The 25,794-nt window shown below is 37.5% G+C and carries 25 protein-coding genes, 1 tRNA gene and 1 riboswitch; of the genes, 5 read left to right on the top strand and 21 right to left on the bottom strand.

What is annotated here, in order from left to right; translation table 11 throughout:
* Positions 1-61: 61 nt before the first annotated feature.
* Together IGM04_RS05650 and IGM04_RS05645 are read left to right on the top strand one after the other, a co-directional pair.
* Positions 62-721: a DNA/RNA non-specific endonuclease gene (locus IGM04_RS05650; protein ID WP_002363828.1), complete on the top strand. Its 660-nt coding sequence runs from the start codon at positions 62-64 to the stop codon at positions 719-721.
* Between the two features lie 13 nt (positions 722-734).
* Positions 735-1,121: a hypothetical protein gene (locus tag IGM04_RS05645; RefSeq protein ID WP_002357813.1), complete on the top strand. Its 387-nt coding sequence runs from the start codon at positions 735-737 to the stop codon at positions 1,119-1,121.
* Positions 1,122-1,162: 41 nt separating this feature from the next.
* Here the strand turns inward: IGM04_RS05645 and nagA are convergent, their stop codons facing one another.
* Together nagA and IGM04_RS05635 are read right to left on the bottom strand one after the other, a co-directional pair.
* Positions 1,163-2,311: an N-acetylglucosamine-6-phosphate deacetylase gene (gene nagA, locus IGM04_RS05640; protein WP_002357814.1), complete on the bottom strand. Its 1,149-nt coding sequence runs from the start codon at positions 2,309-2,311 to the stop codon at positions 1,163-1,165.
* 100 nt (positions 2,312-2,411) lie between these two features.
* The gene (locus IGM04_RS05635) at positions 2,412-3,239 is read right to left on the bottom strand and encodes a helix-turn-helix domain-containing protein (RefSeq protein ID WP_002381942.1); all 828 of its coding nucleotides are present in this window, start codon (positions 3,237-3,239) and stop codon (positions 2,412-2,414) included.
* 177 nt (positions 3,240-3,416) lie between these two features.
* Here IGM04_RS05635 and IGM04_RS05630 point away from each other — a divergent pair, with 177 nt between their 5' ends.
* The gene (locus tag IGM04_RS05630) at positions 3,417-3,593 is read left to right on the top strand and encodes a hypothetical protein (protein ID WP_002357816.1); all 177 of its coding nucleotides are present in this window, start codon (positions 3,417-3,419) and stop codon (positions 3,591-3,593) included.
* A gap of 65 nt (positions 3,594-3,658) precedes the next feature.
* On the opposite strand, the gene IGM04_RS05625 is transcribed toward IGM04_RS05630, so the two are convergent.
* The 12 genes from IGM04_RS05625 to mgtA form a co-directional block, all read right to left on the bottom strand.
* Positions 3,659-4,876 (bottom strand): pyridoxal phosphate-dependent aminotransferase, encoded by a 1,218-nt coding sequence (locus tag IGM04_RS05625; RefSeq protein WP_002357817.1) that lies wholly within the window; start codon positions 4,874-4,876, stop codon positions 3,659-3,661.
* Between the two features lie 246 nt (positions 4,877-5,122).
* Positions 5,123-5,206: transfer RNA gene (locus IGM04_RS05620), tRNA-Leu, on the bottom strand.
* A 68-nt stretch (positions 5,207-5,274) separates the two neighbouring features.
* Positions 5,275-5,736: a SprT family protein gene (locus IGM04_RS05615; protein WP_002365561.1), complete on the bottom strand. Its 462-nt coding sequence runs from the start codon at positions 5,734-5,736 to the stop codon at positions 5,275-5,277.
* A gap of 26 nt (positions 5,737-5,762) precedes the next feature.
* The gene (locus IGM04_RS05610) at positions 5,763-7,955 is read right to left on the bottom strand and encodes a Tex family protein (RefSeq protein WP_002382246.1); all 2,193 of its coding nucleotides are present in this window, start codon (positions 7,953-7,955) and stop codon (positions 5,763-5,765) included.
* A gap of 97 nt (positions 7,956-8,052) precedes the next feature.
* Complete coding sequence (locus IGM04_RS05605) at positions 8,053-8,787, bottom strand: metallophosphoesterase family protein (protein WP_086317818.1); 735 nt, start codon at positions 8,785-8,787, stop codon at positions 8,053-8,055.
* Between the two features lie 238 nt (positions 8,788-9,025).
* Positions 9,026-10,195 (bottom strand): molecular chaperone DnaJ, encoded by a 1,170-nt coding sequence (gene dnaJ / locus IGM04_RS05600; protein ID WP_002357822.1) that lies wholly within the window; start codon positions 10,193-10,195, stop codon positions 9,026-9,028.
* A 54-nt stretch (positions 10,196-10,249) separates the two neighbouring features.
* Positions 10,250-10,372 carry a hypothetical protein gene (locus IGM04_RS05595; protein ID WP_002357824.1) on the bottom strand — a complete coding sequence of 41 codons (123 nt, stop codon included), beginning with the start codon at positions 10,370-10,372 and terminating at the stop codon, positions 10,250-10,252.
* A 114-nt stretch (positions 10,373-10,486) separates the two neighbouring features.
* Positions 10,487-12,316, bottom strand: a complete 1,830-nt coding sequence (gene dnaK / locus IGM04_RS05590) for a molecular chaperone DnaK (protein WP_002357825.1) — start codon at positions 12,314-12,316, stop codon at positions 10,487-10,489.
* A gap of 59 nt (positions 12,317-12,375) precedes the next feature.
* Positions 12,376-12,915 (bottom strand): nucleotide exchange factor GrpE, encoded by a 540-nt coding sequence (grpE, locus tag IGM04_RS05585; protein WP_002357827.1) that lies wholly within the window; start codon positions 12,913-12,915, stop codon positions 12,376-12,378.
* Between the two features lie 54 nt (positions 12,916-12,969).
* Positions 12,970-14,013: a heat-inducible transcriptional repressor HrcA gene (hrcA, locus tag IGM04_RS05580; RefSeq protein WP_002357828.1), complete on the bottom strand. Its 1,044-nt coding sequence runs from the start codon at positions 14,011-14,013 to the stop codon at positions 12,970-12,972.
* A 225-nt stretch (positions 14,014-14,238) separates the two neighbouring features.
* Positions 14,239-15,387, bottom strand: a complete 1,149-nt coding sequence (gene hemW, locus IGM04_RS05575; RefSeq protein ID WP_164978377.1) for a radical SAM family heme chaperone HemW — start codon at positions 15,385-15,387, stop codon at positions 14,239-14,241.
* A gap of 243 nt (positions 15,388-15,630) precedes the next feature.
* Complete coding sequence (mgtA, locus tag IGM04_RS05570) at positions 15,631-18,291, bottom strand: magnesium-translocating P-type ATPase (RefSeq protein ID WP_086317816.1); 2,661 nt, start codon at positions 18,289-18,291, stop codon at positions 15,631-15,633.
* 113 nt (positions 18,292-18,404) lie between these two features.
* A riboswitch (M-box (ykoK) riboswitch) is annotated at positions 18,405-18,575 on the bottom strand.
* Positions 18,576-18,827: 252 nt separating this feature from the next.
* On the opposite strand from mgtA, the gene IGM04_RS05565 reads away from it, so the two are divergent.
* Positions 18,828-19,703, top strand: a complete 876-nt coding sequence (locus IGM04_RS05565; RefSeq protein WP_002382245.1) for a LysR family transcriptional regulator — start codon at positions 18,828-18,830, stop codon at positions 19,701-19,703.
* A 23-nt stretch (positions 19,704-19,726) separates the two neighbouring features.
* Positions 19,727-20,614 (top strand): LysR family transcriptional regulator, encoded by an 888-nt coding sequence (locus IGM04_RS05560; RefSeq protein ID WP_002357832.1) that lies wholly within the window; start codon positions 19,727-19,729, stop codon positions 20,612-20,614.
* Between the two features lie 61 nt (positions 20,615-20,675).
* Here IGM04_RS05560 and IGM04_RS05555 read toward each other — a convergent pair whose 3' ends face one another.
* The 7 genes from IGM04_RS05555 to ribF form a co-directional block, all read right to left on the bottom strand.
* On the bottom strand, positions 20,676-21,824 hold the full coding sequence (locus IGM04_RS05555; protein WP_002357833.1) for an FtsW/RodA/SpoVE family cell cycle protein: 1,149 nt from the start codon (positions 21,822-21,824) through the stop codon (positions 20,676-20,678).
* Entirely contained in the window at positions 21,790-22,965 is a 1,176-nt protein-coding gene (locus tag IGM04_RS05550) for an FtsW/RodA/SpoVE family cell cycle protein (protein WP_002357834.1), read from the bottom strand. Before IGM04_RS05550 ends, IGM04_RS05555 begins: the two co-directional genes overlap by 35 nt.
* A 158-nt stretch (positions 22,966-23,123) precedes the next feature.
* Entirely contained in the window at positions 23,124-23,384 is a 261-nt protein-coding gene (locus IGM04_RS05545; RefSeq protein WP_002360471.1) for a DUF2087 domain-containing protein, read from the bottom strand.
* Positions 23,385-23,409: 25 nt separating this feature from the next.
* Positions 23,410-23,751, bottom strand: a complete 342-nt coding sequence (locus tag IGM04_RS05540; protein WP_086317815.1) for a DUF1048 domain-containing protein — start codon at positions 23,749-23,751, stop codon at positions 23,410-23,412.
* Between the two features lie 3 nt (positions 23,752-23,754).
* On the bottom strand, positions 23,755-24,078 hold the full coding sequence (locus tag IGM04_RS05535) for a PadR family transcriptional regulator (RefSeq protein WP_010775788.1): 324 nt from the start codon (positions 24,076-24,078) through the stop codon (positions 23,755-23,757).
* A 161-nt stretch (positions 24,079-24,239) separates the two neighbouring features.
* Positions 24,240-24,824: a GNAT family N-acetyltransferase gene (locus IGM04_RS05530; RefSeq protein ID WP_086317814.1), complete on the bottom strand. Its 585-nt coding sequence runs from the start codon at positions 24,822-24,824 to the stop codon at positions 24,240-24,242.
* A complete protein-coding gene (ribF, locus tag IGM04_RS05525) occupies positions 24,824-25,774 on the bottom strand; it encodes a riboflavin biosynthesis protein RibF (protein ID WP_002363808.1) in 951 nt (316 codons plus the stop codon). The genes IGM04_RS05530 and ribF overlap by 1 nt, the downstream gene beginning before the upstream one ends.
* Positions 25,775-25,794: the final 20 nt, after the last annotated feature.

Below are 25,794 nucleotides of genomic sequence, written 5' to 3'. Positions count from 1 at the left end.
ATAGAAAAGATGGTCCACTTAAATTTGGACTATTGCAAGTATAAAATTAGAGGAGCACGTTATGGCAAACAGAAAGAAGAAACCACCATTTAATTCAACCATCATGCTGATTGGCGCATTAATCATTTTAATTTTAGGCGCGGTTGGCGTTAAAGTTCCTGATGCTTTACAAGATTTATTTAATGTTCAACCACAAACAACCACCCCCTCAAGCACACCAGCACCAAAAGGAGATAATCCTGGACCCATTGAAAATGGTAAAGCCACATTTTCAGCAGAGGAATTAAAGGATAGCTCAAACGGCTGGATTACTTATCATTCACTAGATCGTCTAAAACGAGCGACAGGCGCTGATGCGCTATTAAAACCCGCAATGGTCAATACAGGAACTTCCGCTAATAAAGATATTCGACCAGCTGGTTTCATTTCAGGAAAAGCTAATCATTCGCGTGGCCACCTAATCGGCCGTCAAATGGGAGGCAGTGGTGATGATCCACGTAACTTAACCACCTTGTATCAGAATCCTGTCAACACTCCTTATATGACGAAATATGAAAATCAGATTCGGGCAGCTCTTGATCGCGGCGAAACCGTTCGCTATCGCGTGACACCTGTATATAACGGAAACGATTTGTTGGCTGAAAAAATCATCTTAGAAGCCAAAAGCCTTAAAACAAATTCACCCATTGATTTTTCAGTAACTATTTTAAACAAACAATAAGGAGGAACTTTCATTGGATTTTGAACAGCTAAAAGAAACATTACCCGATGCAAAACCACAAACATTTTTGCAAGCAATCCTCTCTCAACCTCAAGAAGAGGATGCTGAATTAACTTTCAGTGAAGAAATTGATGAACAGTTTGTCGAAAATTGTAAATTTTTAGCCTCTCCGGAAACCATTTCTGAAACAGATGTGGAACATTGGCGCGAACAAGAATTTTTAGTTGTCGCCCAAAGTTTAGATGGCGATTATCTAGCAGGCACCCTAGAGCAAACCTTTGTGATTCCTAGCTCCCTTTACAAAGAGGATATTGAGCAATTTGACAAGCAATTAATCGATTTTTTTATTGCCTACGAGAACAAAGAAATCACTTCTGCGATTTTACCAAAAGAATTATAAAAAAGCTTGCGGATAAATTTCCGCAAGCTTTTTCTTGTGTCTTATGCTCGATAGCGTTCAACGCCATCTAAATAAGTGGCTGCTAATTCCATGGTTGGTTCTAATACGATAAAGTCAGCATCGCGACCATTTGCAATCATGCCACATTGATCATCAATTTTACAGCTGATCGCAGGAACTAATGAAGCCATCATAATTGCTTGTGCAGGTGTTGCAATACCCCAATCAACTACATTTTTAATTGCTTCTTTTAGTTTTAAAATACTACCTGCTAAGTTCCCAGTATCCAAACGAGCCGTTCCTTCTGCTACCACAACAGGAAATTCACCTAAATTGTAGTTGCCATCTGGCATACCGCCAGCCATCATGCAGTCTGTAATTAACGCAACGTGATCATGGCCCGCTTTTTCCATCAATACTTCAGCCGCTTGCGGATGTACATGGTGTCCATCACAAATTAATTCAGAGAAAACGTGTTGTAACGTTAACAATGCACCAACCATCCCTGGTTCACGGTGATTTAAGCCACGCATCCCATTATATGCATGAACAAAAACGCTAGCGCCTGCTTCAACTGCCACATCAGCTTCTTCTAAGGTCGCATTACTATGGCCTAAAGCAACAACGACACCTTCATCTGTAACGGTTTCAACAAATTCTTTCACACCATTACGTTCTGGTGCCAACGCAATTTTCTTAATAATTCCGCCTGAAGCTTCTTGCCATTCGTGGAATGTATCAAGGTCTGGATCTCCAAAATAACTTGGATTTTGTGCGCCTTTATGTTCTTCAGTAAAGAAAGGTCCTTCAAAGTAAATCCCTTGAATTTTTGCACCAGGTACTTCTTGGTAGACTTGACCAATCGTACGTGCAACGTCTGTTAAACGTTCTTTACTTGAAGTTAACGTTGTTGGTAAAAATGAAGTTACACCACAAGATAATAAGCCTTCAGACATCACTTTAATGCCTTCTGCATCGTTATCCATTACGTCATGATTCATGTAACCATGAATATGAGTATCGACTAAACCTGGGGCAATCCATTTGCCTTCCTCACGAATAATTTTTACGTCCCCTTGCGGTTCATCTTTTGTATAATTACCAAAGATACCATCCGTGATTTCTAAATAACCAGGTCCTTTAACATCGCTTTTTAAAAAGAACTTGTCTGCAAAGATAAATGTTTTCATCTTCATCCTTCTTTCTTTATTTTACTTACTTCAAAAGTACTCTTAATCAGTACAAAAGTCAAGAAATGGTGTAGACCTTTTAAGCAATTCTGAGGATTTTTTAAAGATTGCCACTTTCCACATTTTTCATTTGTTGTGCTAAGTTCAGATAACGTTCCGCTTCTTCATGTTTATTCTTTCTCATTAAAACTAAATATTTTAGATTTAATAATTCACTTAAATAATAATAACTATTTTTTTTGCGAGCCCAAGTAATTCCTTGATCCACATAAATTTCGGCATCTTTTTCTGTATAATTTTTGAATAAGAAATCAGCATAATTAAAAAATATTTTCGTTAACTCTGCATTACTGCGTTCATTTGGCAATTGATTAAAATAATGAATACTCAAACTTAAAAATCGTTCTGCCTCTACTCGATTGCCCATGTAACCATAAGTAGCACCTAGACAACTAATTAATTGAATCTCTAAATCAGAAACATTTAATTTATCGGCTTTATAGGTGAAAGATAATCCTTTACGCAAACTAGCAATAGCTTTTTCGTAATCATTTAGAACAAACAATTCACAACTACCTAAATAATAATAATATTTTTGCCAGTCCGTATCTAAATACAATTGTTCTTCAATACGATTTTCCTTTAAATAATTTAATAATAATTGATATTTTTTATGGCGAAAATATTCAGCCATTTTTTCAAATGAATACGTAACAACGTGCACATCACCAGATTTATAACGCATAATCTGGTCAACAGTCACACCTAAACGATCACAAAGTTGTTGCATTACGAGAACGTTTGGCAACTCTTCATTGTTTTCAATGCGACTTAAAACACTTTGCGAACAGATGTCTTCTGATAACATTTTCTGTGTCAATTTTCTATTTTTTCTAATTTCTTTAATAACTGCACCTAAAGAATTCATCACAATAGCTCCTATTTATATCGGCCATTTTCCTTGGAAAATGGGGATTTTGTCAAAATATGCGAATTCGCATTATGCTTTTATTGTACTTTATTGCATAATATACTGCAAGAACATTATCTAAGGTTTTCTTAGAAAATAAATAGGTTCATTTTTATTAAAAAGGAGTGTTATTGTATGGCCGAAGAGAAAAAGGTTCACTTCATTTGGGAAAAAACAAATTATTCAGGCTTTGTGGAGAAGGAGTATGAAAATTCTTATCTCATCGTAGTAGCAAATCCTAGTCCTGATATGGAAGAAAAATATACCAACCGAATGATTATTAGTAAAAAAGCATGTGAAACCGCAGAATAGTATTGTTGATAAAACAAGAACTACCAAAAAATAGCTTCGTTAGAGGCTATTTTTTGGTAGTTCTTTTATTTTTGTTTGTAGGTACTTAAAAATTCACGCATTTTATCTGCTGTAGTTTTTAAGTCTTCCATCTTCGGTAAATAAACAATACGGAAGTGATCTGGTTGTTGCCAGTTGAACCCACCACCATGGACTAATAAAATATGATGTTTGTGTAAGAAATCTAAAACAAATTTTTCATCATCATAAATGTCAAATTTGGCCGTATCAATTTTCGGGAAAATATAGAAAGCTGCTTTAGGCTTCACGGCTGATAAACCAGGAATATCATTTATCGCATTGTAAATAAATTCTCGTTGTTCGTAAATTCTGCCACCTGGTAAAAGTAAATCATCGACACTTTGATAGCCGCCTAATGCGGTTTGAATGATTTGTTGTGACAACACATTCGAGCATAACCGCATGGAAGCAAGCATATTTAGCCCTTCGATATACCCTTTTACTCGTGATTTATCTCCACTTAACACCATCCAACCGCATCGGAAGCCTGCCACTCGATGTGATTTTGACAAACCATTCAATGTTACGACAAATAAATCAGGTGCTAATGTAGCAATCGGTACATGAACCAAACCGTCCATGACCAAACGATCATAAATTTCATCGGAGTAAATAATTAAATCATTTTGACGTGCCACTTCGACAATTTCTAGTAATAACTCTTTCGGATATAAAGCACCAGTCGGATTATTTGGATTTATAATAACGATTGCTTTTGTATTCGAAGTTATTTTTGATTTTATATCATCAATGTCTGGATACCATTCTGCTTGCTCATCACAAATATAATGAACGGGCGTACCGCCCGCCAAAGAAACAGATGCAGTCCATAAAGGATAGTCTGGCATTGGCACAAGTACTTCATCGCCGTTATTTAACAAGCCTTGCATACACATGGTAATTAGTTCACTCACGCCATTACCAGTGTAAATATCATTAATCGTTACATTAGGAAATTTTTTTAATTGGCAATATTGTTCAATCGCTTTTCTTGCAGAAAAAATACCTTTTGAATCGGAATAACCTTCTGAATCGCGAACATTTACAATCATGTCGCGCACAATTTCATTTGGGGCATCAAAACCAAATGGCGCTGGATTCCCTGTATTTAATTTCAAAATACGTATGCCCTCTTCTTGCATGCGTTCTGCTTCTTCTAAAACAGGACCACGGACATCGTAACTTACGTTATTTAATTTATCGGATTTTTTAAAATTTCTCACACGGACTCCCTCGCTTCACAAATTTATACTCTAAAGTTACGCCAACTATAATGAAAAAGCAATAATAAATATCAGAATTTAATAAAAAATTGATGGTTTTTCCGTAATAAACAAGAGCGTGGGACAAAAATCACTTTGGATTTTTGCTCCACGCTCAAAAACTGATAAACGGCGGGAACAGAAGCAACTCCTTCTTATTTCTCGGAGTTAAACACTTCTGTCCCGACCTCTTGTTATACTAGTTGATGCAGATGATGGGACTCGAACCCACACGGACATCTGTCCACATGACCCTCAATCATGCTTGTCTGCCAATTCCAACACATCTGCATTTTAAGAGCACTTATTTATCCTAAAATAATTACTGGTCTTTGTCAAGATAACAAAGACCAGAATTGTTAGATTTGTTCTTTTTTCGCTTGCCAGGACAAACGCCCATGACATTTTCCGCAGACATATCGTGTCGTATCAATTCGTCGTTTTCTGAGGATGACTTCTCCACAAGACTGACATTGGTACTGATGGAAAACTGCTTTTTTCCGTTCTACTAGAGGCGGTGCGTAACGGGCACCGCCAGTCTTAGCCAATAACTCTTTAAAGTCCTTATCTTTATGCTGATAGCCTTTGCCAGCTAAATGTAAATGATAGTGACATAACTCATGCTTAATGACTTTTTCCAGTTCCTCTTGTCCATACTTTAAAAAAACAGTTGGATTAAAATCCAGGTGATGCGAAGCTAAATGATAGCGACCGCCCGTAGTTTTTAACCGCCGATTAAATGTAGCTTGATGCAGAAAAGGTTTCTGAAAAAATACGATTGAAATTTTTTCCACTAGCGTTTGAAGCGCTTGATCTGTCATCAAGACTGGTTGAGACTCTTTCATTGCTACTCTTTTCTATCAGCCCGAGGCAACATAGTTAAACTAATACGCCCCTTTTTCAAGTCAACATCTTCTACCCAAACTGTGACTACATCCCCCACCGCAACGACATCCGTTGGGTGCTTAACAAATTTAGTACTTAACTTAGAAATGTGGACTAAGCCATCTTGCTTCACACCAATATCGACAAACGCGCCAAAGTCAATTACGTTTCGAACAGTCCCTTGCATTTCCATTCCTGGTTTCAAATCTTCCATTGTCAACACGTCTTTACGTAAAAGTGGTGCAGACATCTCATCGCGCATATCACGACCTGGTTGGATTAAACTAGCAATAATATCTGTGAGTGTTTCTGAACCAACTTCTAACTCAGTAGCTAATTGATTCACTGGTAACTGTTTCAATTTTTCGATAGCTTCTGCTGTCCCTAATTCTTTAGAAGCAATCTCTGCTTTTTCTAAAATTGCTTGTGCTACTGGATAACTTTCTGGGTGAATGCCAGTGTTATCTAACACATTTTTGCCATTAGGAATTCGTAAAAAGCCAATTGCTTGTTCAAATGCTTTTGGTCCTAAACGAGGTACTTTTTTTACTTGATTTCGTGCTGTGAAGACACCATTTTCATCACGATAAGTGACTAAGTTTTGCGCCGTTGTTTTATTTAAGCCAGAAATATGTTGTAAAAGTTGAGCACTCGCTGTATTCACATCAACACCAACTTGGTTTACTGCAGTTTCCACAACAAAATCCAATTGCTCGGCAAGACGTTTTTGCGATACGTCATGCTGATATTGACCAACTCCGACTGCTTTGGGATCAATTTTTACTAATTCTGCCAGCGGATCTTGTAAACGACGTGCAATGCTGACCGCACTTCGTTCTTCGACTTGTAAATCAGGAAACTCTTTACGAGCCACTTCACTCGCAGAGTAAACGGAAGCCCCTGCTTCATTAACAATCACGTAAAAGACGTCACGCTTCACCGCTTTTAATTGCTCTGCCACAAACAATTCAGATTCACGACTTGCCGTTCCGTTTCCAATAGCTACCATGTCCACTTGATAGTCTTCAATGATTTTTTTAAAGGCTGGACCAGCGGCTTCACGTTTCGCAGCAGTCGCTGGTTTATGTGGATAAATCACTTGAATTGCTAAAACTTTACCCGTTTCATCGACAACTGCTAATTTACAACCTGTCCGATAAGCCGGGTCAAATCCTAGAACAACTTTTCCTTTAAGTGGTGACTGTAATAATAAATTACGTAAATTTTCACCGAAAATTGCAATCGCTTGTTCATCAGCTTTTTCTGTTAATTCATTGCGAATCTCCCGTTCAATCGCTGGTCCAATAAATCGTTTATAGCTATCTAAATAAGCAGCCTCAATGTATGGAGCAGCTAAGCTTGTTGCTTGCTTGCCGATTAGTTGACGTTGAAAATAATCATTAATTTTTGTTTCATCAGCGACAAGGGAAACCTTTAAAATGTCTTCTTTTTCACCACGATTCGTTGCTAAGACACGGTGCGGCACCATTTTGCTAACTGGTTCTGCAAAATCGTAATACATTTCATAGGTCCGCTTTTCATCTTTTTCTTCATCCTTAACTACGCTAACGTATTGCGCATGTTTAACCATATAATCACGTAACCATATTCGGTATTTTGGTTCATCGCTAATACGTTCTGCTAAAATTTCATGAGCACCTTGCAAGGCTATCTCGGCGGTTGCAACTTCTTTTTCTTCATTAATAAAAGTAGCCGCTTTAGCTAAGATATCCGCGTTTTCAGGTAAAGAGAGCAACCAATCTGCTAATGGTTCCAACCCTTTTTCTTTCGCGATAGTCGCTTTGGTCCGACGTTTTTGTTTATATGGTCGATATAAATCTTCCACTTGTTGCATTTTTACTGCTTTTTGAATATCTGTTTTGAGTTCTTTTGTTAGTTTTCCTTGCTCTTCAATTAAACGGAGAACTTCTTCTTTCCGCTTTTTCAAGTTTTGTAAATAATGATAACGTTCTTCTATTTCACGGATTTGGACTTCATCTAAACTTCCAGTCATTTCTTTCCGGTAACGGGCAATAAAAGGAACTGTATTTCCTTCATTTAATAAAGTTAAAACCGTTGTTATTTGTTTTGAACGATACGTTGTCAATTCTTTTTGAAGTAGCGCTACTACTTCTTCGTTATAAGCTTCTGCCATTAACTAGATACCTCTTTTCTTATGCATACTTATCTATTTTAGCATATTTTTGCTTCTAAATATAGAAGTGAGGTAACTGATTCGTGCGATTAAGGAATCAAAATTCTGGTTGCCACGCAGGGGTGCGTTTTTGATATTCGATATCTTGGACAATGCCTGTTTCATTAAAAATTACACCATGTACAGAGCCGCCAAAAATAGCACCACCATCTATCCCAATTTTTCCATCACTTTGCCAAAGGTCCGTGGTCTGCATATCACCATGTAACATCGGGGTAATGGTATGACCAAAAACAATGGTCTTGCCTGTATTATTTTTCCCTTGATGAAAGGGTTCGCGAATCCACAAAAAATCCTTAGGTGCTGTTTGCCGCCAATCTTCCATCGTTAAATCAACCCCAGCATGCACAAATAAGTAATGCTGCCATTCAAAATAAAGCGGTCGTTTTGTTAAAAAATCAATTAACTCTGGATAGCGACTACGGATCATTAAGGCCATTTCTGTTGGTGAGTATTCTGCAGTAGCTCCTGGATGCAAGAGGCTTTCAATTGTTTCCTTGCCACCATTGCGAACATATCCTGCAAACCAGTCCTCTGGATTTTGAAGAAACTGCAAAAAATATTCTTCATGATTGCCTCGTAAATAAACAGCGTCGTGTTGCTCGACAAGTTCTTTTCCTTTGAGAAAACAGGCTTTAGAATGCGGACCACGGTCGTTTAAATCACCAATTAAAACTAGCTGATGCTCGACTGGGTCATAGTCTGTGAGTAAGGCACCAAACAAATCTGCTTGTCCATGAATATCACTGATTACATAAACATATGGTTTCATAAATAAGCCCTCCTAACTTGCTTATATTAAGTATACGCTAAATTTTAAAATATTCTCGTAAAATGTTTGGAAATAAAAAACGAAAATAGGACATAAGTCAAAACGACTTATGTCCCACTCTCTAAATCTTAAAATAATCAGTTGAACAAAAGCAGCACCTGCAATTACTCGTTGCAATTTAGCTTTCAAGAGTGATGAACACTTGGAGCTAACTGCTTTTGTCTCTGACTCGTTTGGTTTATTTTTTCTTCTTACCGCCAAACGCATCTTTCATTTTATCAAAGAAGCCTTCTTCTTGTTGTTCAGTTACATTTTGTCCGCCAGCTTTTGCAAAAGCTCGTAGGGCATCCTTTTGTTCTTCATTAAGATTTTTTGGTGTTATTAATTTCACTTTCACGTGTTGATCACCATTGCCCCCACCACGTAAACGTGGCGCACCTTTGCCTCTTAAGCGGAAGTTTGTGCCAGTTTGTGTTCCAGCCGGAATTTTTAATTTCACGTCACCATGAACAGTTGGGACAGTTACTTCGTCCCCTAGAGCCGCTTGGACGAAACTTACTGGTAAATCATAGTAGATTTCTGCGCCATCTCGATCGAAAATATCACTATCTTCAACACGAAAGACTACATATAAATCACCATATGGTCCACCATTGGTACCCGCTTCTCCTTGGTTAGCTAAGCGCATTTGTTGGCCGTCTTCTACTCCAGCAGGCACATTTACTTTAACAGTATGCGCTTTTTTCTCATGACCTGTGCCATGACAAGTTGGACATGGTTCTTTAATTTCTTTCCCTGTACCATGACACACATCACAAGTTTGACGACTCATCATACGACCTAATGGCGTTTGACGTTCAACATTGATTGTTCCAGAGCCATGACATTTATGACAAGTTTCTGGGTGTGTGCCTGGTTTGGCGCCATTACCGCCACAGGTTGCACAAGTATCTTCTCGATTGTACTTAATCTCTTTTTCGACACCGAAAATAGCTTCTTCAAATTTCAATTGAATTGTATATTGTAAATCGGCGCCTTGTCTTGGTGCATTTGGATCAACAGAACGACCACCGCCGCCGCCAAAGAATGAATCGAAAATATCTTCGAATCCACCAAAACCACTACTGCTAAATCCGCCGCCACCGAAACCGCCAAAGCCACCAGCGCCGCCACCGTAATTAGGATCAGTTCCTGCATGGCCATATTGGTCATAGGCCGCTTTTTTCTGTGGATCACTTAATACTTCATACGCTTCAGAAACTTCTTTAAATTTTTCTTCCGCATCGGCTTCTTTGTTAATATCTGGATGGTACTTTTTGGAAAGTTTGCGGTATGCTTTTTTAATTTCATCATCTGAAGCACCTTTTGCTAATCCTAGCACTTCATAATAATCTCGTTTCGTCGCCATTGACTTCCCTCCAACTTTCTTCAAACTTTACAATGTGTTTAGAACCAGCCAAATTCATCGATTGCTTTCGGTCTCTCTGGTTGGATTATCTGTCACACCTTGAATCAGTGTTACTAGCTGTGAATAGGTATTTTCAGCTTGTTTAACATCGTTGTAATCATACCACAGTTCTTTCAAAACCTAAATAGTTTCTTGCTAACTTGATTGTGGTTGATTTTCTCACAAAAGACAAGGGACTGGGACATTAGTCATTGTACTAATGATCCAGTCCCTAAAATCAATTGTTATTGATTATTTGTCATCACCATTTACTTCTTCAAAATCAGCATCAACAACATCATCAGCGCCACCTTGGGCAGCTTCAGGATTTTCTTGTGCTTGTTGTTGCGCAGCTTGTTCGTAAAGTTTTACTGTTAAGTTTTGGACGATTTCATTCAATGAATCACGTTTTGCTTTCATTTGTTCGATATCGTTTGCTTCGATCGCTGCTTTTAATTCATCACGCGCATCTTCTGCTTTTTTCACTTCTTCAGCGTCTACTTTGCCTTCTAATTCTTTCAATGTTTTATCAACAGTGAATAATAAAGCATCTGCATCGTTACGTAAGTCAACTTCTTCTTTACGTTGTTTATCTGCTTCAGCGTTTGCTTCAGCATCTTTCACCATACGTTCGATTTCATCATCAGATAAACCTGAAGAAGATTTAATCGTGATTGTTTGTTCTTTTTGAGTGCCTAAGTCTTTCGCACGAACATTTACAATCCCGTTTTTATCAATGTCAAAGCTTACTTCAATTTGTGGCACACCACGAGGAGCCGCAGGAATATCTGTTAATTGGAAACGACCTAATGTTTTATTATCAGCGGCCATTGGACGTTCACCTTGTAAAACGTGAATATCAACAGCTGGTTGATTGTCAGCAGCAGTTGAGAAGACTTGTGATTTACTTGTTGGAATCGTAGTGTTACGATCAATTAATTTTGTAAATACGCCACCCATTGTTTCAATCCCTAATGACAACGGTGTTACGTCTAATAAGACAACGTCTTTAACATCACCAGTGATTACGCCACCTTGGATTGCAGCACCCATTGCTACTACTTCGTCAGGGTTAACTGATTTGTTTGGTTCTTTGTTTGTTTCTTTGCGAACAGCTTCAACTACAGCTGGAATACGTGTTGAACCACCAACTAAAATAACTTCATCGATTTCAGAAGGATTTAATCCAGCATCTTTCAAGGCTTGACGTACTGGTACTTTTGTACGTTCAACTAAATCACTTGTTAATTCATCAAATTTTGCACGAGTTAAGTTCATTTCTAAGTGCAATGGTCCTGCTTCGCCAGCAGTAATAAATGGCAAGCTGATTTGTGTGCTTGTTACACCTGATAAGTCTTTTTTCGCTTTTTCAGCAGCATCTTTCAAACGTTGTAACGCCATTTTATCGTTAGCTAAGTCAATGCCATTTTCTTTTTTAAATTCTGCAACCATGTAGTCAATGATTTTATTATCAAAGTCATCCCCACCTAGGTTGTTATCACCGGCTGTTGATAATACATCGAAAACGCCATCGCCTAATTCAAGGATTGACACGTCGAATGTACCACCACCAAGGTCAAAGACAAGAATTTTTTCATCTTTGTCTGTTTTATCTAAGCCATAAGCTAAAGCTGCTGCTGTTGGTTCGTTAACGATCCGTTCTACTTCTAAACCAGCAATTTTACCAGCATCTTTTGTTGCTTGACGTTGCGCATCGTTGAAATATGCAGGAACTGTAATAACTGCTTTTTCAACTTTTTCACCTAAATAGTCTTCAGCAAAACCTTTTAAATATTGTAAGATCATTGCAGAAACTTCTTGTGGTGTATATGATTTTCCTTCAACATCAACTTTGTACCCAGCTTCACCCATGTGACGTTTAATAGATGAAATCGTGTTAGGATTTGTAACAGCTTGACGTTTTGCTACTTCGCCCACTTGAATTTCACCGTTTTTGAATGAAACGACCGAAGGAGTTGTGCGGTTACCTTCTGGGTTTGCAATAATTTTTGCTTCGCCGCCTTCTAGTACTGCGACAGCTGAGTTTGTTGTTCCTAAGTCAATACCAATAATTTTACTCATAGTGAATATCTCCAATCTGTATTAGTTTTCTATAATAATATATTTTTAATTAACGTTTGTTATTGTGCAACAATGACCATTGATGGTCGTAACACACGATCTTGTAATTTGTACCCTTTTTGTAGAACTTCAACAATGGTATCTGCTGGGGTTTCTTCAGAAGCAGGGACTGTTTGAACGGCTTGATGTAAATTTGGATCAAAGGTTTCACCCATTGCTGGGATTTCTTCAATTCCTTCTTCTTTTAAAGCCACAGTAATACTTTCTAGCACCATCGAAATACCTTTTTTCAAGCTTTCGCCTTGTTCATCTGATACTTCAATAGCCATTGCTCGTTCTAAATTATCAATAGATGGTAAAATCTTTTTACCTAAATCTTGTGAGCGGTAACGAACTAATAATTCTCGTTCGTTTTTATTTCGATTGCTCATATTAGCAATTTCGGCTCTTGCCCGCAAGAACTTGTCTTCCATTTCGGAAAGCTCTGCTTTAAGATTTTCAATCTCTGTTGCTTCAACTTCTACTTCAGAAACGCCAGCAGCATCAACAGCTTCCATTTCTTCTTGTAATTCTTCTTGCTTCTCTTCTTTTTTACTCACTTCAGCAACTTCCTTTCTCTTTATGCATCTACTTCTTATCCTAACAAGGTTTGCTTAATTACCTAAAAAACGGTAATAGTCACCTAGTTGTGAAGCTAGCTCATGTCGAAACGTGTCTACCAAACCGAATATTTTTGAATACGGCATACTGGTTGGTCCTAGCAGGGCAATTGTTCCTTTGCCATGTCCTGATACTTCATACGTAGCAGTGATCATGCTCATATCTTCTAAGAGATTGTTGCCAATTTCTGAGCCGATACGAAAAACAATTGGATTTTCTGTTGTTGCAGAACCATTTAATAAATGCGTCAGCTCATCAGAATTTTGCATAAAGGAATAGACAGATTTCAATTGTTCAATATCTTGTTTGATGCCAAAATCTAACAAATTCATGCGACCACCGACAAAGACTTTTTCTTCAAAGGCATGTCCTAACATCTCATCGAATAAGTTCATCATTCCTTCTGGCGTTTGGAAATAGCGATGTAAAATCATCGGAATCTCCGTCCGCAAACGATGATAAACGGTCAACAAAGGTTGTCCAACCAACTTATCATTGATGATTTGTGTCATTTTTTCAAGATCTTGGCTAGAAACAGCGGCAGGAATGGCAAACACTTGGTTTTCAACATTGCCTTTATCTGTCACTATAATAGCAAGGACTTGCCGATCATTCAAAGGAACCATTCGAAAGCCGGTTAATTTCCGTTCTTTCACTTCAGGTCCTAATGAAAAAGCAGTATAACTTGTCAATTCTGATAGAATTTCAGCTGATTGTCGAATAATATCATTAATCTCATGAAATTCTTTTCCAAAAGATTGACGAATCCTTCTAAGTTCGTTCTCTTCTACTTGTGTTGGTTGTAAAAGATGATCCACGTAGTAACGATATCCAGCCATTGAGGGGATTCGCCCTGAAGAAGAATGGGTCTTAGCTAATAAGCCGTATTCCTCTAATGCTTTCATATCATTACGAATTGTGGCAGAACTAGAGGCAATGCCATCCTCCATCAATTTCTTAGAACCGACAGGTAAGCCCGTGTTCGTGTAATTTTGGATGATAAGTCTCAAGATATTTTGTTGTCTTTCTGTAATCATCGTTATTACCACCCTTCATTAGCACTCTTAACATCTAAGTGCTAACCACATATACTAATATAACAAGTCCTTACCTTTTTGTCAAGGGAAATACGCAACTTTTTAGCACTCTTAACGCAAGAGTGCTAATCGCTGCAAACCACCTTCAAAAACCATCAATACCAACTTTTGTAATAAAAAAATCATCGAAATGCTTTGTCACACTTCGATGATTTTTTTGTTTTTTTACTCTTTTTCACTTAACAAAAATGCTTCAAAAACATTATTTCCCACAAATAGTCCTTTTTTCGTTAAACGTAAGATATCTGCTTCTTCAATTAATAATTCTTCTTTGATTAAGCGTTGAATGACCTCTCCATAAATTGCTTCAATTGGTTCATGAAATTTTTGTTGGAATTTTTGTTTAGAAATGCCTACTTTTTTACGTAAGCCTAAAAATAACTCCTCTTCTATTTGATTTAGACGAGTTAATTCTTCAGTCTCCACAATTGGCAATTGATTTTCTCGCAAGGGTTTCAAATAATGTTGGATTGGACCGTGATTTTTGTAACGAGTTTGCCCAAGATAGCCGCTGGCACCTGCGCCAAATCCATAGTAGTGGTCATTATTCCAATAAGCCAGATTATGCTGGCTTTCTTTTCCTGTTAAAGCAAAATTACTGACTTCATATTGATGACGTCCTTTTTTCTCCATTGCTTCAATCGTTTCGTCAAACATTTGTGCTTCGATTTCTTCTTCAGGCAGCTGTAACCGTCCTTGACGAACCCAGTTCATGAACATTGTTTTATTTTCAAGAATTAATGAATAAAGCGAATAGTGTGGCAAGTCCAATGCTAAGGCTCTTGTCAAAGTATCGCGAAAACTTTCCAATGTTTGTCCAGGTAAAGCATAGATTAAGTCAATACTGACATTGGTAAAATTTTCTTTCTCTAAAAATTTCATTGTTTCATAAACATCTTCGGCGGTGTGCTTGCGGCCGATTTTTTTGAGCAAGCGATCATCAAATGTCTGAACGCCCATCGAAAGACGATTGACGCCATAGTTTTTCATGACTTGTAATTTTTCTTGGGTTAAATCACCAGGGTTTGCTTCCACCGTAAATTCATTTCGGTCATCAAACGTTAGCTGTTCGCGAACCCCTTTTAGTAGCACATCTAACTGTTTCGCTGATAATGAAGTTGGCGTGCCTCCGCCAATATAGATGGTTTTCATTTCTTGTTCTGGATACAATGCTTGCGTAAGTTGAATTTCTTTTAATAAACTCTGAATATATTCATCAACTGGTTGTCCTTCTAAAAAGACCTTGTTAAAATCGCAATAATAACAAATATGCTCACAAAATGGAATATGAATATAGGCCGACCGATCGAACATCGGCGTTGAAGTTGAAAGTTGGTTTGTTTTGGTCATTAGCTCGTTTTATCTCCTTATTACCAAAAAGCTCGTTCTTTTTGGAAAGTCTCTACTAGCCATACTAACTGTAAATGACAAATAAATCCATAAAAAAATTCGCGCAGCCACTTAAAACAACAACGAGGAGCTGTCATAAAAACCGACACCTCCTCAACCTTGAAAGAAAAGTAAAAAAATTTTTCTATATATAATAGTACAAATCAGTTACAGTAATTGACCGTAACGTTTGACGTATAAAACTTTAATGAACGCAACCAGTGCTAAATAAGCAACAATTGTCGGGATTAAATACAAGAAATAGCTTGGTGATAAACCGACAAATCCTAGTTCTGCACCGAAAGCGGTAAAGGGTAAAACAGTTCCGAGAACAATCCCTGCTGTAGTGACTAACGTCATAATTCCAGAAGCACTACTTTGAAGGAAAGGCATTTTTTCTGTTCGTAGGAAATGCAAGACGAGCATTTGGGACCATAAGGACTCAATGAACCACCCTGCATGGAAAATACCGATAAAGAGCAATTGATCTGCTCCATTTAATTCAAAGAATGAGCCACCTAGGATAGCCGGACACACAATGAAATACATAAATAAATAGGTAACAATATCAAAAATAGAACTCGTTGGACCAAACCAACGCATAAAATTACCAATTGATTTTGGTTCCCATTTTTTTGGTTTTTCTACGTATTCTTCATCTACTTTGTCCCAAGGAACTGACATACACGAAGTATCGTAAATTAGATTTAATAATAGCGATTGAATCGGAGCAATCGGTAAAAATGGTAAAAAGATACTTGCTGGGATCACGGAAAAAACATTGCCAAAATTAGAACTTGCTGTTAATTTGACGTACTTCATCGTGTTCGTAAACACGCGCCGTCCAGATAAAATTCCTTTTTCTAAAACCATTAAATCTTTTCTCAATAAAATTACATCCGCCGATTCTTTCGCCACATCGACAGCTGTATCAACAGAGATTCCTACATCAGCAGCACGCATTGCTCCAGCATCATTTATTCCATCACCTAAAAAGCCAACAGTTTGACCATTTTCAGTTAACGCATTTACAATACGAACTTTTTGGTCAGGCGTAATTTTGGCGAAAATATTATACGCTTGAACGGTTTTTCTTAATTCTTCTTGGTTTAATTGTTGAAGTTCATTTCCTGTAATAATTTTTTCGCCAGCCAGACCAACTTCTTTACAAACAGAATGCGTCACATACTGATTGTCCCCCGTTAATACTTTCACAGCTACATTATGTTGATGCAAGGCGTGAATAGCTGCCGCTGCTGTTTCTTTTGGCGGATCCAAGAAGGCAAGATAACCTTGTAAAATCAACTCTGATTCATCTTTAGTTGTATACTCCCATTCAGCCGCTTCGACTTTTTTATCGGCAATTGCTAGAACGCGCAAACCATCTCGATTTAAAGCTTCAACGTCTTTGGTAATTTTTTGACGCAGTGTCTCTGTTAAGGGCACAATTTCGCCATCTAAAAGCACCTGTGTGCAGACCAAGAGCATTTCTTCAACCGCACCTTTGGTAATTAAGCGTGTTTCTCGCGTTTTAAACTCTTTGATAATCACGCTCATTCGACGTCGATTGAAATCGAAAGGAATTTCATCTACTTTATAAAAATCATCTGATTGTATATCACTTTCTTGTGTCGCCGCTTGAATAACGGCGTTATCCATTAAATTACGCAAACCTGTTTGAAAATAACTGTTTAGAAATGCTAAATCCAAGACTTTTTGATCTTCTTGGCAACCAATATTATAGTGGTATTCTAAAATTACTTTATCTTGTGTTAAGGTACCTGTTTTATCCGTACAAAGTACATCCATCCCGCCAAAATTTTGAATGGCATTGACATTTTTCATAATCGTGCCTTCTTTAGCCATTTCTCGAGAACCTTTGACTAAATTGGTTGTTACAATCATAGGTAACATTTCTGGTGTCAAGCCGACAGCTGTGGCAATCGCAAACATTAACGCTTCCACCCAATCACCTTTTGTTAACCCATTAATTAGAAAAACAGTTGGCGTAATGACCAACATAAAGCGAATCAGCACCCACGTTGTTTTATTAATTCCTGTTTCAAAACTCGTCTGCTGCTGCTCTTCTCCGTTATCAGAAGCCATCCGTCCGAATAAAGTTTGATTACCAACTTTAATGACAATGCCCAAACCAGTGCCACTAATGACATTTGTTCCTAAAAACAAAAGATTGTCGTATTCTGTATCAATTTGATCACTATCTTTTTGATGAGTCGCGTGTTTTTCAATGGGAAAACTCTCTCCAGTCAAGGATGATTGGGAAACAAATAAGTCCTTAGATTGGATTAAACGTAAATCGGCTGGAATCATATCGCCAGCGGATAGTTGGACCAAGTCGCCACACACAACTTCCTCAATAGGAATTTCCATTTGCTTCTTGTCACGAATGACTGTCGCTGTAACTTTAATCATATTTTGTAATTTTTCAACTGCATTGCTTGATTTGACTGATTGTACAAAACTCATCGTGCCGCTTAAGATGACCATCGCTAACATAATTAACACGCCAGTAACATCTTTTTCCTCTGGCGCAGCATAGACATATTCTGTAAAAAATGAAATCGTGGCTAGTGCTAATAACACCAAAGTAAACGGCGTGATATACGATTTTATAAAAAGTCGCAGCCGTGAAGCTTTTTTTTCATTCATAATTTTGTTGCGGCCATAACGTTCTTTTAATTCTTCAATATCTTGGTGTTTAATGCCATCCCAAGTTGAGCCGAAACGTTGTAAAACTTTTTCTACTTCTGAATGGGCAAACTTTTTGTAACTATAGTCATGGCCCAAGTGACGCATTTTCTTTTCCATTTTCTTTCACCTCATTTATCTGTTGTTGACTTGAATTGACGATTGGTTCATCTTCCATTTTCCTCACCCTTTCCACAAAAAAAGACACGCTGAAAGCTCAACGTGTCAAAGAATAATCGTTCTTATCGTTGAGCTTTAGCACTATACAACGTAAAAAGCGATTGCTTTTAGCTACCTTAAGAAAAGCCTTCATTCGACAGTTCCTGTTCTACCCATTGGCGTCTCTCGACATTTTTGGGCAGTAGCCTATGTTTGTATAGGAGCCTCACCTAACAAATCTTATTTAATTACAACAGCAAGTATAATTCTTCCTTGAAAAAATAACGATATAGAAAAAGTTTTTAGCAGATAACTTTTTGTCCATTCAGTAACAAAAAGAAAAATAATCCGCTTATTTACTATGGTTTTCTGGTATGATTCGTATTTATTCATAGAATCATAACTGGTTAAATTAATCTAAAGACCGTCAGATAGCCTTGTCGAGAAGCTTTTCTTCTGCTATTTTTTGTATAGTTAAAGAAACGGCGGTGAGGAAAATGAAATTACAACAACTAGAATATTTTATGGCAGTTTCAAAGTATGCGAGTTTTACTTTAGCTTCTCAAAAGCTCCATACGAGTCAACCTTATTTAAGTACCCAGCTCAAGGAGTTGGAACGTGAATTAGGTGCTTCATTAATTTTAAGAGACAAGAAACATTGTCGGCTTTCTCCAGCAGGCGAAGTCGTCGCCAAGCGAACAGAAATGATTTTTGCACTCATTAAGGAAGCGCAAGAAGAGATTAATGAATTAGTGACCCAAGGATCGACAACGACCATTCGGATTGGAACAAACTTAATTGATATAGATAAAGCATTTGGAGAAGTCTTGTTGTTATTTAATCAATCCTATCCGTATGTAAGTATTGATTTTAAGTATTATTACGATCTTGAAACAGCCTTGGAAACAGATTTAATTGACATTGGGATTGGGATATTTTTGGATACCTCTATTCCATTAGAGAAAGAATTAATTTATACAGAAAGCTATCTCCTTTGTGTCAATAAAAATCATCCTTTAGCCCATGCCGATAGCGTAACGATTGACGAAATTCGTTCTTTACCTTTTGCTGCATATTCCGATCAAGTATATGAAAAAAAAGTGTTTAAACGTTGGGAACGTAAAATCAATTGGGAAAATCGGCAAATCGTCATCGAACTTCCTTCTCTTCATTTAGTCTTAGACATGGTCCAACGAGAAAAAGCCTGTAGCATCCTTCCCTATTCACTCACTGATGAACTAAACAGACGTAACTTAGTTGGTATTCCTCTGGAAGATAGTCCAGAACGAGCCATCTATTTAGTTCAGAATAATCATCACGGACATTGTGAAGCACACCGTTATTTATTTGAACAATTACGTTATTTATTCTAGGAATAGAAAAAGGAGGAATTCCCATGGAACTATTTCGTTTACATTATTTTTTAGAGTTATGCAAAGTGAAACAATTTACTAAAGCAGCCGAAAATTTAGCAATTTCTCAAGCTGCATTAAGTAAGCAAATAAAAATTCTTGAAGCAACGTTAGGCGCGGAACTTTTTAATCGCCAAGGCCAAACTACCACCTTAACACCAGCTGGATTAATTTTAGAAAAATATTGTTGGCGCATCACCAATGAGTTGGTCTCAATTGAAGAAGAGCTAAAAGAAATTAATCATTCTTCCAACCATATTTATGTAGCCACTTATCTCTGTGATTTAGAATATAAATTGAATGACTTACTAATGACAACATTAACGGATCGTTCATCCAACTTACAAGTCCACACTATTATTACAGAAAATATTCTTCAATCCTTGGAAACAATGGATGCAGATTTTGGTATTTCCTTTGCTGACTTACCATTACCTGAACATATTGGTAAAATTGATTTATTTACAGCAAATTATCAATTCATTTTAAGAAACGATCATCCAGCTTTGGCCAAAGCCACGACGGAAGAAATTTTAAAAGAACTAACAATGTACCCCTTCGTCCGTTTAAATACCGAATTTTCCGAGCAAAACAAATTAACCAATTGGCTAGATACTACGTTTTCTAATTTTTCTCCAGAGAAAGTCATTCAAGTGGATACTCTTTCACTTATTACTCACTTGGTGTCTCATTCCGATAGTTTCGCTATCGTCCCCGAATACACAAATATTCAACTTTTAGACAATTCGATCCATACACTAACTTACCAAGAACTACCTAAACGAAACATGGCAGTTTATTATTTAAAAGAACGTTACATGAGTCGACAACTTCAACAACTTTTGGCTGAATGCCAAAAACAATTTCAATAGTAAAAACCAAGACTAGAGCTTGTCGGCAAGCGAGTTCCAGTCTTGGTTTTTATTTGTGTTTTCAGGTAGCGGCTTCTCTTCCTTTGACAAATCCTAAAGAAGTGATAGCCATCACTAACGAAGTGCCTCCTTGACTTAAAAACGGAAGCGGAATACCTTTTAACGGCAACAGTCCAATCACCGCACCGATATTCTCCACCGTTTGAAAGACCAGCGAAAAGATGAGGGCAACACAGATGTACATACAAAAACGCGAATTGCTCCGCAAGCCAGCTACTAAAACTTGATAAAACAAGTAAAAATAGAGAAAAACAACGGTGGCACTGCCCACAAAGCCCCAGGCTTCCCCGATAAAAGTAAAAACCATATCAGACTCACGAACAGGGACATACACTTCAATCCCATGTACACCCTTACCAAATAAACCACCCGAACCGATTGCCAATAAGCCTTGTACTTGTTGATAGGAGATTTTATCGACATAATCATAGGGATGAATCCATGCCAAAATTCGATCCAATTGATATTGTTTAAAATGTAAAAAGAAGAGTACTTTGTGCCCCCACTCTGTAAAGACTAACAGAATCAAGACCACGCCTAACGTTGCTAAAGCGCTGAAAATAATGATTAAAATTTTGCGATCAATTCCTGAAATAACTAAAAGAGATAGAATAATCGTTACGAAAACAAGGGATGTCCCAAAATCTTTTTGTACCGCCATCAAGAAAAAAACAGGGACACTAACCGCAACGATTTTTTTTAGAAGTTGCTTGTCTGAACGCCATTTATCAGACCAGTCTTGTTGCTCATGTTGGACAATAATTTTTGCCAACATTAAAATAAACGCAATTTTCGCAATTTCTGATGGCTGAAATTTAATAAACCCTAAATCTAACCAGCGCTTTGTGCCCGTCAATAAATACATTCCTTTGTCATAGGAAAAATACAAAGCACTCATTAAGATTAATGAAAACCCATAGAAAAAAGGAGCTACTTTCCAAATAAACTTCTGTGACAGCCGACTAGCTAAAAACATGCCTGCATAGCCAACAAAAATAAAGAAGAGTTGTTTTAATGCTGGCACAGTTCCGTCTTTTCCTTCATTAACGGCAATCCAATATTGCACACCAGAAGATAAAAGTGTGAGTAAAAAAATGGGCAATAATAAATCATAATTAAGATGTAAGTTGAATTTTTTTGTATTGACCATTTAACTGCCGCCTTTCGTTTGCAATAATTTTAATGACGATTCCTAATGCCACTGAAAAGATTAAATAACTTGTCCCACCGTAACTAACAAACGGTAAAGGAATTCCCGTCATTGGAATCAAACCCAAAACGCCACCAATGTTAATCGCCGTTTGAGCTAAAATCAAGGTCCCGACCCCTAACAAAAACAAGCCGTAACAATGATTCTTTATTACACAACTACTCCGCAAAATCGAGGCAGCTAAAAATAACAAAAGAAATAGTAATAGTAAGCCGCCAATCAAACCAAGTTCTTCCACAATCACCGCAAAAATAAAATCGGTTTGACCTTCTGGCAAGCCACCTTTTTTTACCATACCATTGGCTAATCCAGTGCCCCAAAACCCACCGTTATACATTGCTAAATAGGCCATTGAAGGCTGAAATCCGCGATCATGAAAGGATAAAAACGGATTTTTCAAAACAACTAAGCGGTCATACACATGCGCAAAAAAATGTGGTAAGTAGCGGTGATCGCCTAGAAAAATAATTATTTTAGAAAGAAGCGCCGCGCTAGCAACGACAATCCCCGCAGCAATTACACTAAATTTTGCATGAATACTTGCTGAGAAAATCAAGACACTGCCAATAACTAAAATAAGAATAGCCCCGCCAACTTTGGGTTGAATCAAAACTAAAAATGCAACGACCAAAACAAACAGCCATTGTTTCCTTAACTGCTTCGTTGTCAAGCCATTTTCTTTTTCACCTAAATAACAGCTCAAGTAATAAATAATCGCAAAATTACAAAGCTCTGATGGCTGAAATTGGATTCCAAAGAGAGAAATCCAACGTTGTGCGCCATTCGCTGCTACACCAAAAAAAGGTAGTCGAACCATTAACAGTAATAGTACCGAAACTAAAAGCAGTCCAATCGCAATTTTTTTATTAAATAACACTTCTAATCGAACTTTGTAGATCACGAACATTAGCACCCAGCTGAGACACATAATAATGCCTTGTTTAATAAACACAGCAGTGGGCTTCACGCCTTGCATCAACAAGTCATAGCTACTGGCGCTATAAATCATTAACGCGCCAATAATACTTAATATAATAAAGGTCAAAAGAATTTTTGTTAGACCTAAAGTACGTAGATTCATTCTCTCACCTCTATCTTTTTCTAATTAAATCAATCTTACCAGTCTGAGTTAGAAAACAAATAGAGAGTTTTTTATAGAACTATTACTAAGCTTACATAACAAAAAGTAGCTAGACTTGGTTCATTTCACCTAGTTTCGCTACTTTTAAAAAAAGCCATTTATATAATTTTTGTGTGTTGCTCACATTTCTGATAAATTTTTCCAAACTTATCTCTTTCTAAATACTGATAATCTACTAAATACCGTCTCAAAAGTGCATAATCTTCATAGATTTCTCTAAGTCGCTGATTGACTTCTTTTTCCGTATATTCTTTCCCAAATTCAAATTGGTTGGCCACACGTTGAAACACTTGGACTTTTTTCGCATTTTTCTTGGGAATAACCAGCAACTTTCCTTCTTTAAAAAAATTTTCAACCATGTTTATTCTCCTTTTTTTGTTTTGACTATTGTTTAGAAAATTGATGATTCAGTTTTTCTTTCTGTTTATCAGTCCATTTGCCAGCGACTTCATTGACAATTGTTTCAGCAAAATCACCTACTTTTTCTTCCGTAATATTTTTGATAGGTGTTCCGTTAGCAGCTCCTTCTTCAAACAGATCAAGTAAATCAGTCAACGCATTGAACATATTGGCTCCGCTATGATCTGAAAAATGCCATGCATATTTTTCAATTTCTTGAAATACTTGTCGATACTCTGCTGGTAATGCTGCAATCCGTCGTTTATATTCTTTGTATTCTTTTTTATCCCCAACAACTTTTTTGATCAACGCTTTAAAATTTGACATGCTCTATCCCTCCATTTTTTTCATCTTGTTTACTTGTTTTGAAAGCAACGTCCACCGCTGCCAAAAATCAGCGAGTTCTGCTTCTCCTGATGAGGTTAAGCGATAGAACTTCCGCATTGGTCCTTTTTCTGAAGGCTTTTTTTCAGCTATAACCCATTGATTTTTTTCTAAACGCAGTAAAATCGTATAAATGGTTCCTTCAACAATTTCAGTAAACCCTTGGTCATTTAAAATTTTTGTAATTTCATAACCATATGTTTCTTTCCTTTGGATGATGGCTAAAACTAAACCTTCTAAAATGCCTTTTAGCAACTCTGTCTGCTTCACTGCTTTTCCTCCCTGAACTACTCTTTATTGCTACATACCACTACATAATAATACTGAGTACCGGTTCTGTCAACTACTTTGTAATAAAAAGTAGTAAAGACACGACAACCACCAGTACTTAACTAGTGGTTGGCGTGTCTTATTATTCTTTATTCATTTATTCAGAGTTCTGCTTCAAAGGCTTCTAATTCTGCAAGGTGTGTTTCTGGATAAGCAAAGCATGTTGAAAAATGCCACTCCCCACCACTTGTGCCAAAATAACCTGGCAGTAATTCCAAAGCCAATAATGCTTCTGATGTTTCTTTTTCCGGTAACGTAATCTGAAAAGTAGTCGCTGGAACAAAACCGAACTTCGTATAGTAAGTTGGATGGCCCATGATAATCAATCCGCCGACGCCTAATTCTTTGGCCTTCTGCACAGAATGCTTAATTAACGCTGAGCCTACGCCCGTGTTCTGTGCTTCTGGATGGACACTTAGCGGCCCAACGGTCAAAACAGCCTTTTCTGTATGATCAGGTAATCGTAGTTTGGCTTTTGAAGACATAATATGACCCGTTAATTTTCCTTGATCAGTTTCTGAAACTAAGGACAACTCCAGAATAAAGTTGGCACTTTCTCTTAATAAATGCACGATAAAATGCTCTGTGGGACGCCAGTTTTCGGTCAAGTTTAATTCCTTAAACGCTTGATACGTTAAACGTTCTACAGCTTGATACTCTGCAGGTTTTTCTTGACGAATCTTCATTATTTGTCCTCAGATTGTTGGAAATAGTCAGCCGTATCTCGTTCATCTTGTTTTAATTGGTCGATCAAGGCTTCAGCCCCATTGAATTTCACTTGGTCACGTAAATAATGATTCCAACGAACCACCACTTGCTCACCATAGATGTCTTGATGGAAGTCCAAAATATAGACTTCCACGGTTAAATCGCGTCCTTCTCCAAAGGTGTCATTATGACCAATTGAGCCCATGCCGACATACCATTTGCCACCAACTTCGATTTGCACAGCATAGACGCCAATTCTTGGTAAACGCACGGTGCTTTTCACTTTGACATTAGCGGTCGGGAAACCCAATAAACGGCCACGAGCATCGCCATGGACAACTGTTCCTTCTGTTTCATAAATATATCCTAACAACTCCGTGACCTCCTCCATTTCGCCGGCTTCCATTTTTTCGCGAATTCTTGTTGAGCTAATTTTGGCACCAGTCATTTCTTCTTTTGGTACTGTCACCACTTCAAAACGGCCTTGCGCATAAGTTGGTAACTGTTTGACTCCAGCAATTTCTTTAGGACCATACGTATAATCAAACCCAGAGACTGCCACTGCACTATTTAAATTAACGATATACTGATCGACAAAATCTTGCGGCTTTAATTGAGCAAACGCTGAAGTAAATTCGACAATATATAAAATATCAACGCCCAAGTTGGCCATTAGGCGTTCTTTTTGTTCCAAGCTAGTTAAATATTTCATATTTTCTGGTAAAACTTTTTGAAAAACGATTGATGGGTGTTGGTTGAAGGTCATCACAGCTAACTTCAAGCCTTTTTCCTCCGCAATCTTTTTACCTGTTTCAATTACTTTTTGGTGGCCTTTGTGAACACCGTCAAAAAAGCCTAGGACCATCACGACTTCTTCATTAGGAATTTGATTGGGTTCATAGGGATGATGTAGTTGAATAACTTGCATGTGCAAAAACTTCCTTCTTT

This window comes from Enterococcus sp. DIV2385 (assembly GCF_051711925.1).
Taxonomy (GTDB): Bacteria; Bacillota; Bacilli; order Lactobacillales; family Enterococcaceae; genus Enterococcus; species Enterococcus faecalis.
Note: the sequence above shows the minus strand (reverse complement) of the source record. Positions and strands in the feature narration are given on the sequence as shown.

Excerpts from the sequence above, each read along its gene's own strand:
- mgtA (WP_086317816.1), bottom strand. The coding sequence starts at position 18,291 with ATGGAAAAGAAAATGCGTCACTTGGGCCATGACTATAGTTACAAAAAG.
- IGM04_RS05545 (WP_002360471.1), bottom strand. The coding sequence starts at position 23,384 with ATGGTTGAAAATTTTTTTAAAGAAGGAAAGTTGCTGGTTATTCCCAAG.
- IGM04_RS05530 (WP_086317814.1), bottom strand. The coding sequence starts at position 24,824 with ATGAAGATTCGTCAAGAAAAACCTGCAGAGTATCAAGCTGTAGAACGT.
- IGM04_RS05560 (WP_002357832.1), top strand. The coding sequence starts at position 19,727 with ATGGAACTATTTCGTTTACATTATTTTTTAGAGTTATGCAAAGTGAAA.
- IGM04_RS05565 (WP_002382245.1), top strand. The coding sequence starts at position 18,828 with ATGAAATTACAACAACTAGAATATTTTATGGCAGTTTCAAAGTATGCG.
- IGM04_RS05555 (WP_002357833.1), bottom strand. The coding sequence starts at position 21,824 with ATGGTCAATACAAAAAAATTCAACTTACATCTTAATTATGATTTATTA.
- nagA (WP_002357814.1), bottom strand. The coding sequence starts at position 2,311 with ATGAAAACATTTATCTTTGCAGACAAGTTCTTTTTAAAAAGCGATGTT.
- IGM04_RS05615 (WP_002365561.1), bottom strand. The coding sequence starts at position 5,736 with ATGACAGATCAAGCGCTTCAAACGCTAGTGGAAAAAATTTCAATCGTA.
- IGM04_RS05610 (WP_002382246.1), bottom strand. The coding sequence starts at position 7,955 with ATGGCAGAAGCTTATAACGAAGAAGTAGTAGCGCTACTTCAAAAAGAA.
- hrcA (WP_002357828.1), bottom strand. The coding sequence starts at position 14,013 with ATGATTACAGAAAGACAACAAAATATCTTGAGACTTATCATCCAAAAT.
- IGM04_RS05635 (WP_002381942.1), bottom strand. The coding sequence starts at position 3,239 with ATGAATTCTTTAGGTGCAGTTATTAAAGAAATTAGAAAAAATAGAAAA.
- dnaK (WP_002357825.1), bottom strand. The coding sequence starts at position 12,316 with ATGAGTAAAATTATTGGTATTGACTTAGGAACAACAAACTCAGCTGTC.
- hemW (WP_164978377.1), bottom strand. The coding sequence starts at position 15,387 with ATGTTCGATCGGTCGGCCTATATTCATATTCCATTTTGTGAGCATATT.
- IGM04_RS05630 (WP_002357816.1), top strand. The coding sequence starts at position 3,417 with ATGGCCGAAGAGAAAAAGGTTCACTTCATTTGGGAAAAAACAAATTAT.
- IGM04_RS05540 (WP_086317815.1), bottom strand. The coding sequence starts at position 23,751 with ATGTCAAATTTTAAAGCGTTGATCAAAAAAGTTGTTGGGGATAAAAAA.
- IGM04_RS05650 (WP_002363828.1), top strand. The coding sequence starts at position 62 with ATGGCAAACAGAAAGAAGAAACCACCATTTAATTCAACCATCATGCTG.
- dnaJ (WP_002357822.1), bottom strand. The coding sequence starts at position 10,195 with ATGGCGACGAAACGAGATTATTATGAAGTGCTAGGATTAGCAAAAGGT.
- IGM04_RS05550 (WP_002357834.1), bottom strand. The coding sequence starts at position 22,965 with ATGAATCTACGTACTTTAGGTCTAACAAAAATTCTTTTGACCTTTATT.
- IGM04_RS05605 (WP_086317818.1), bottom strand. The coding sequence starts at position 8,787 with ATGAAACCATATGTTTATGTAATCAGTGATATTCATGGACAAGCAGAT.
- ribF (WP_002363808.1), bottom strand. The coding sequence starts at position 25,774 with ATGCAAGTTATTCAACTACATCATCCCTATGAACCCAATCAAATTCCT.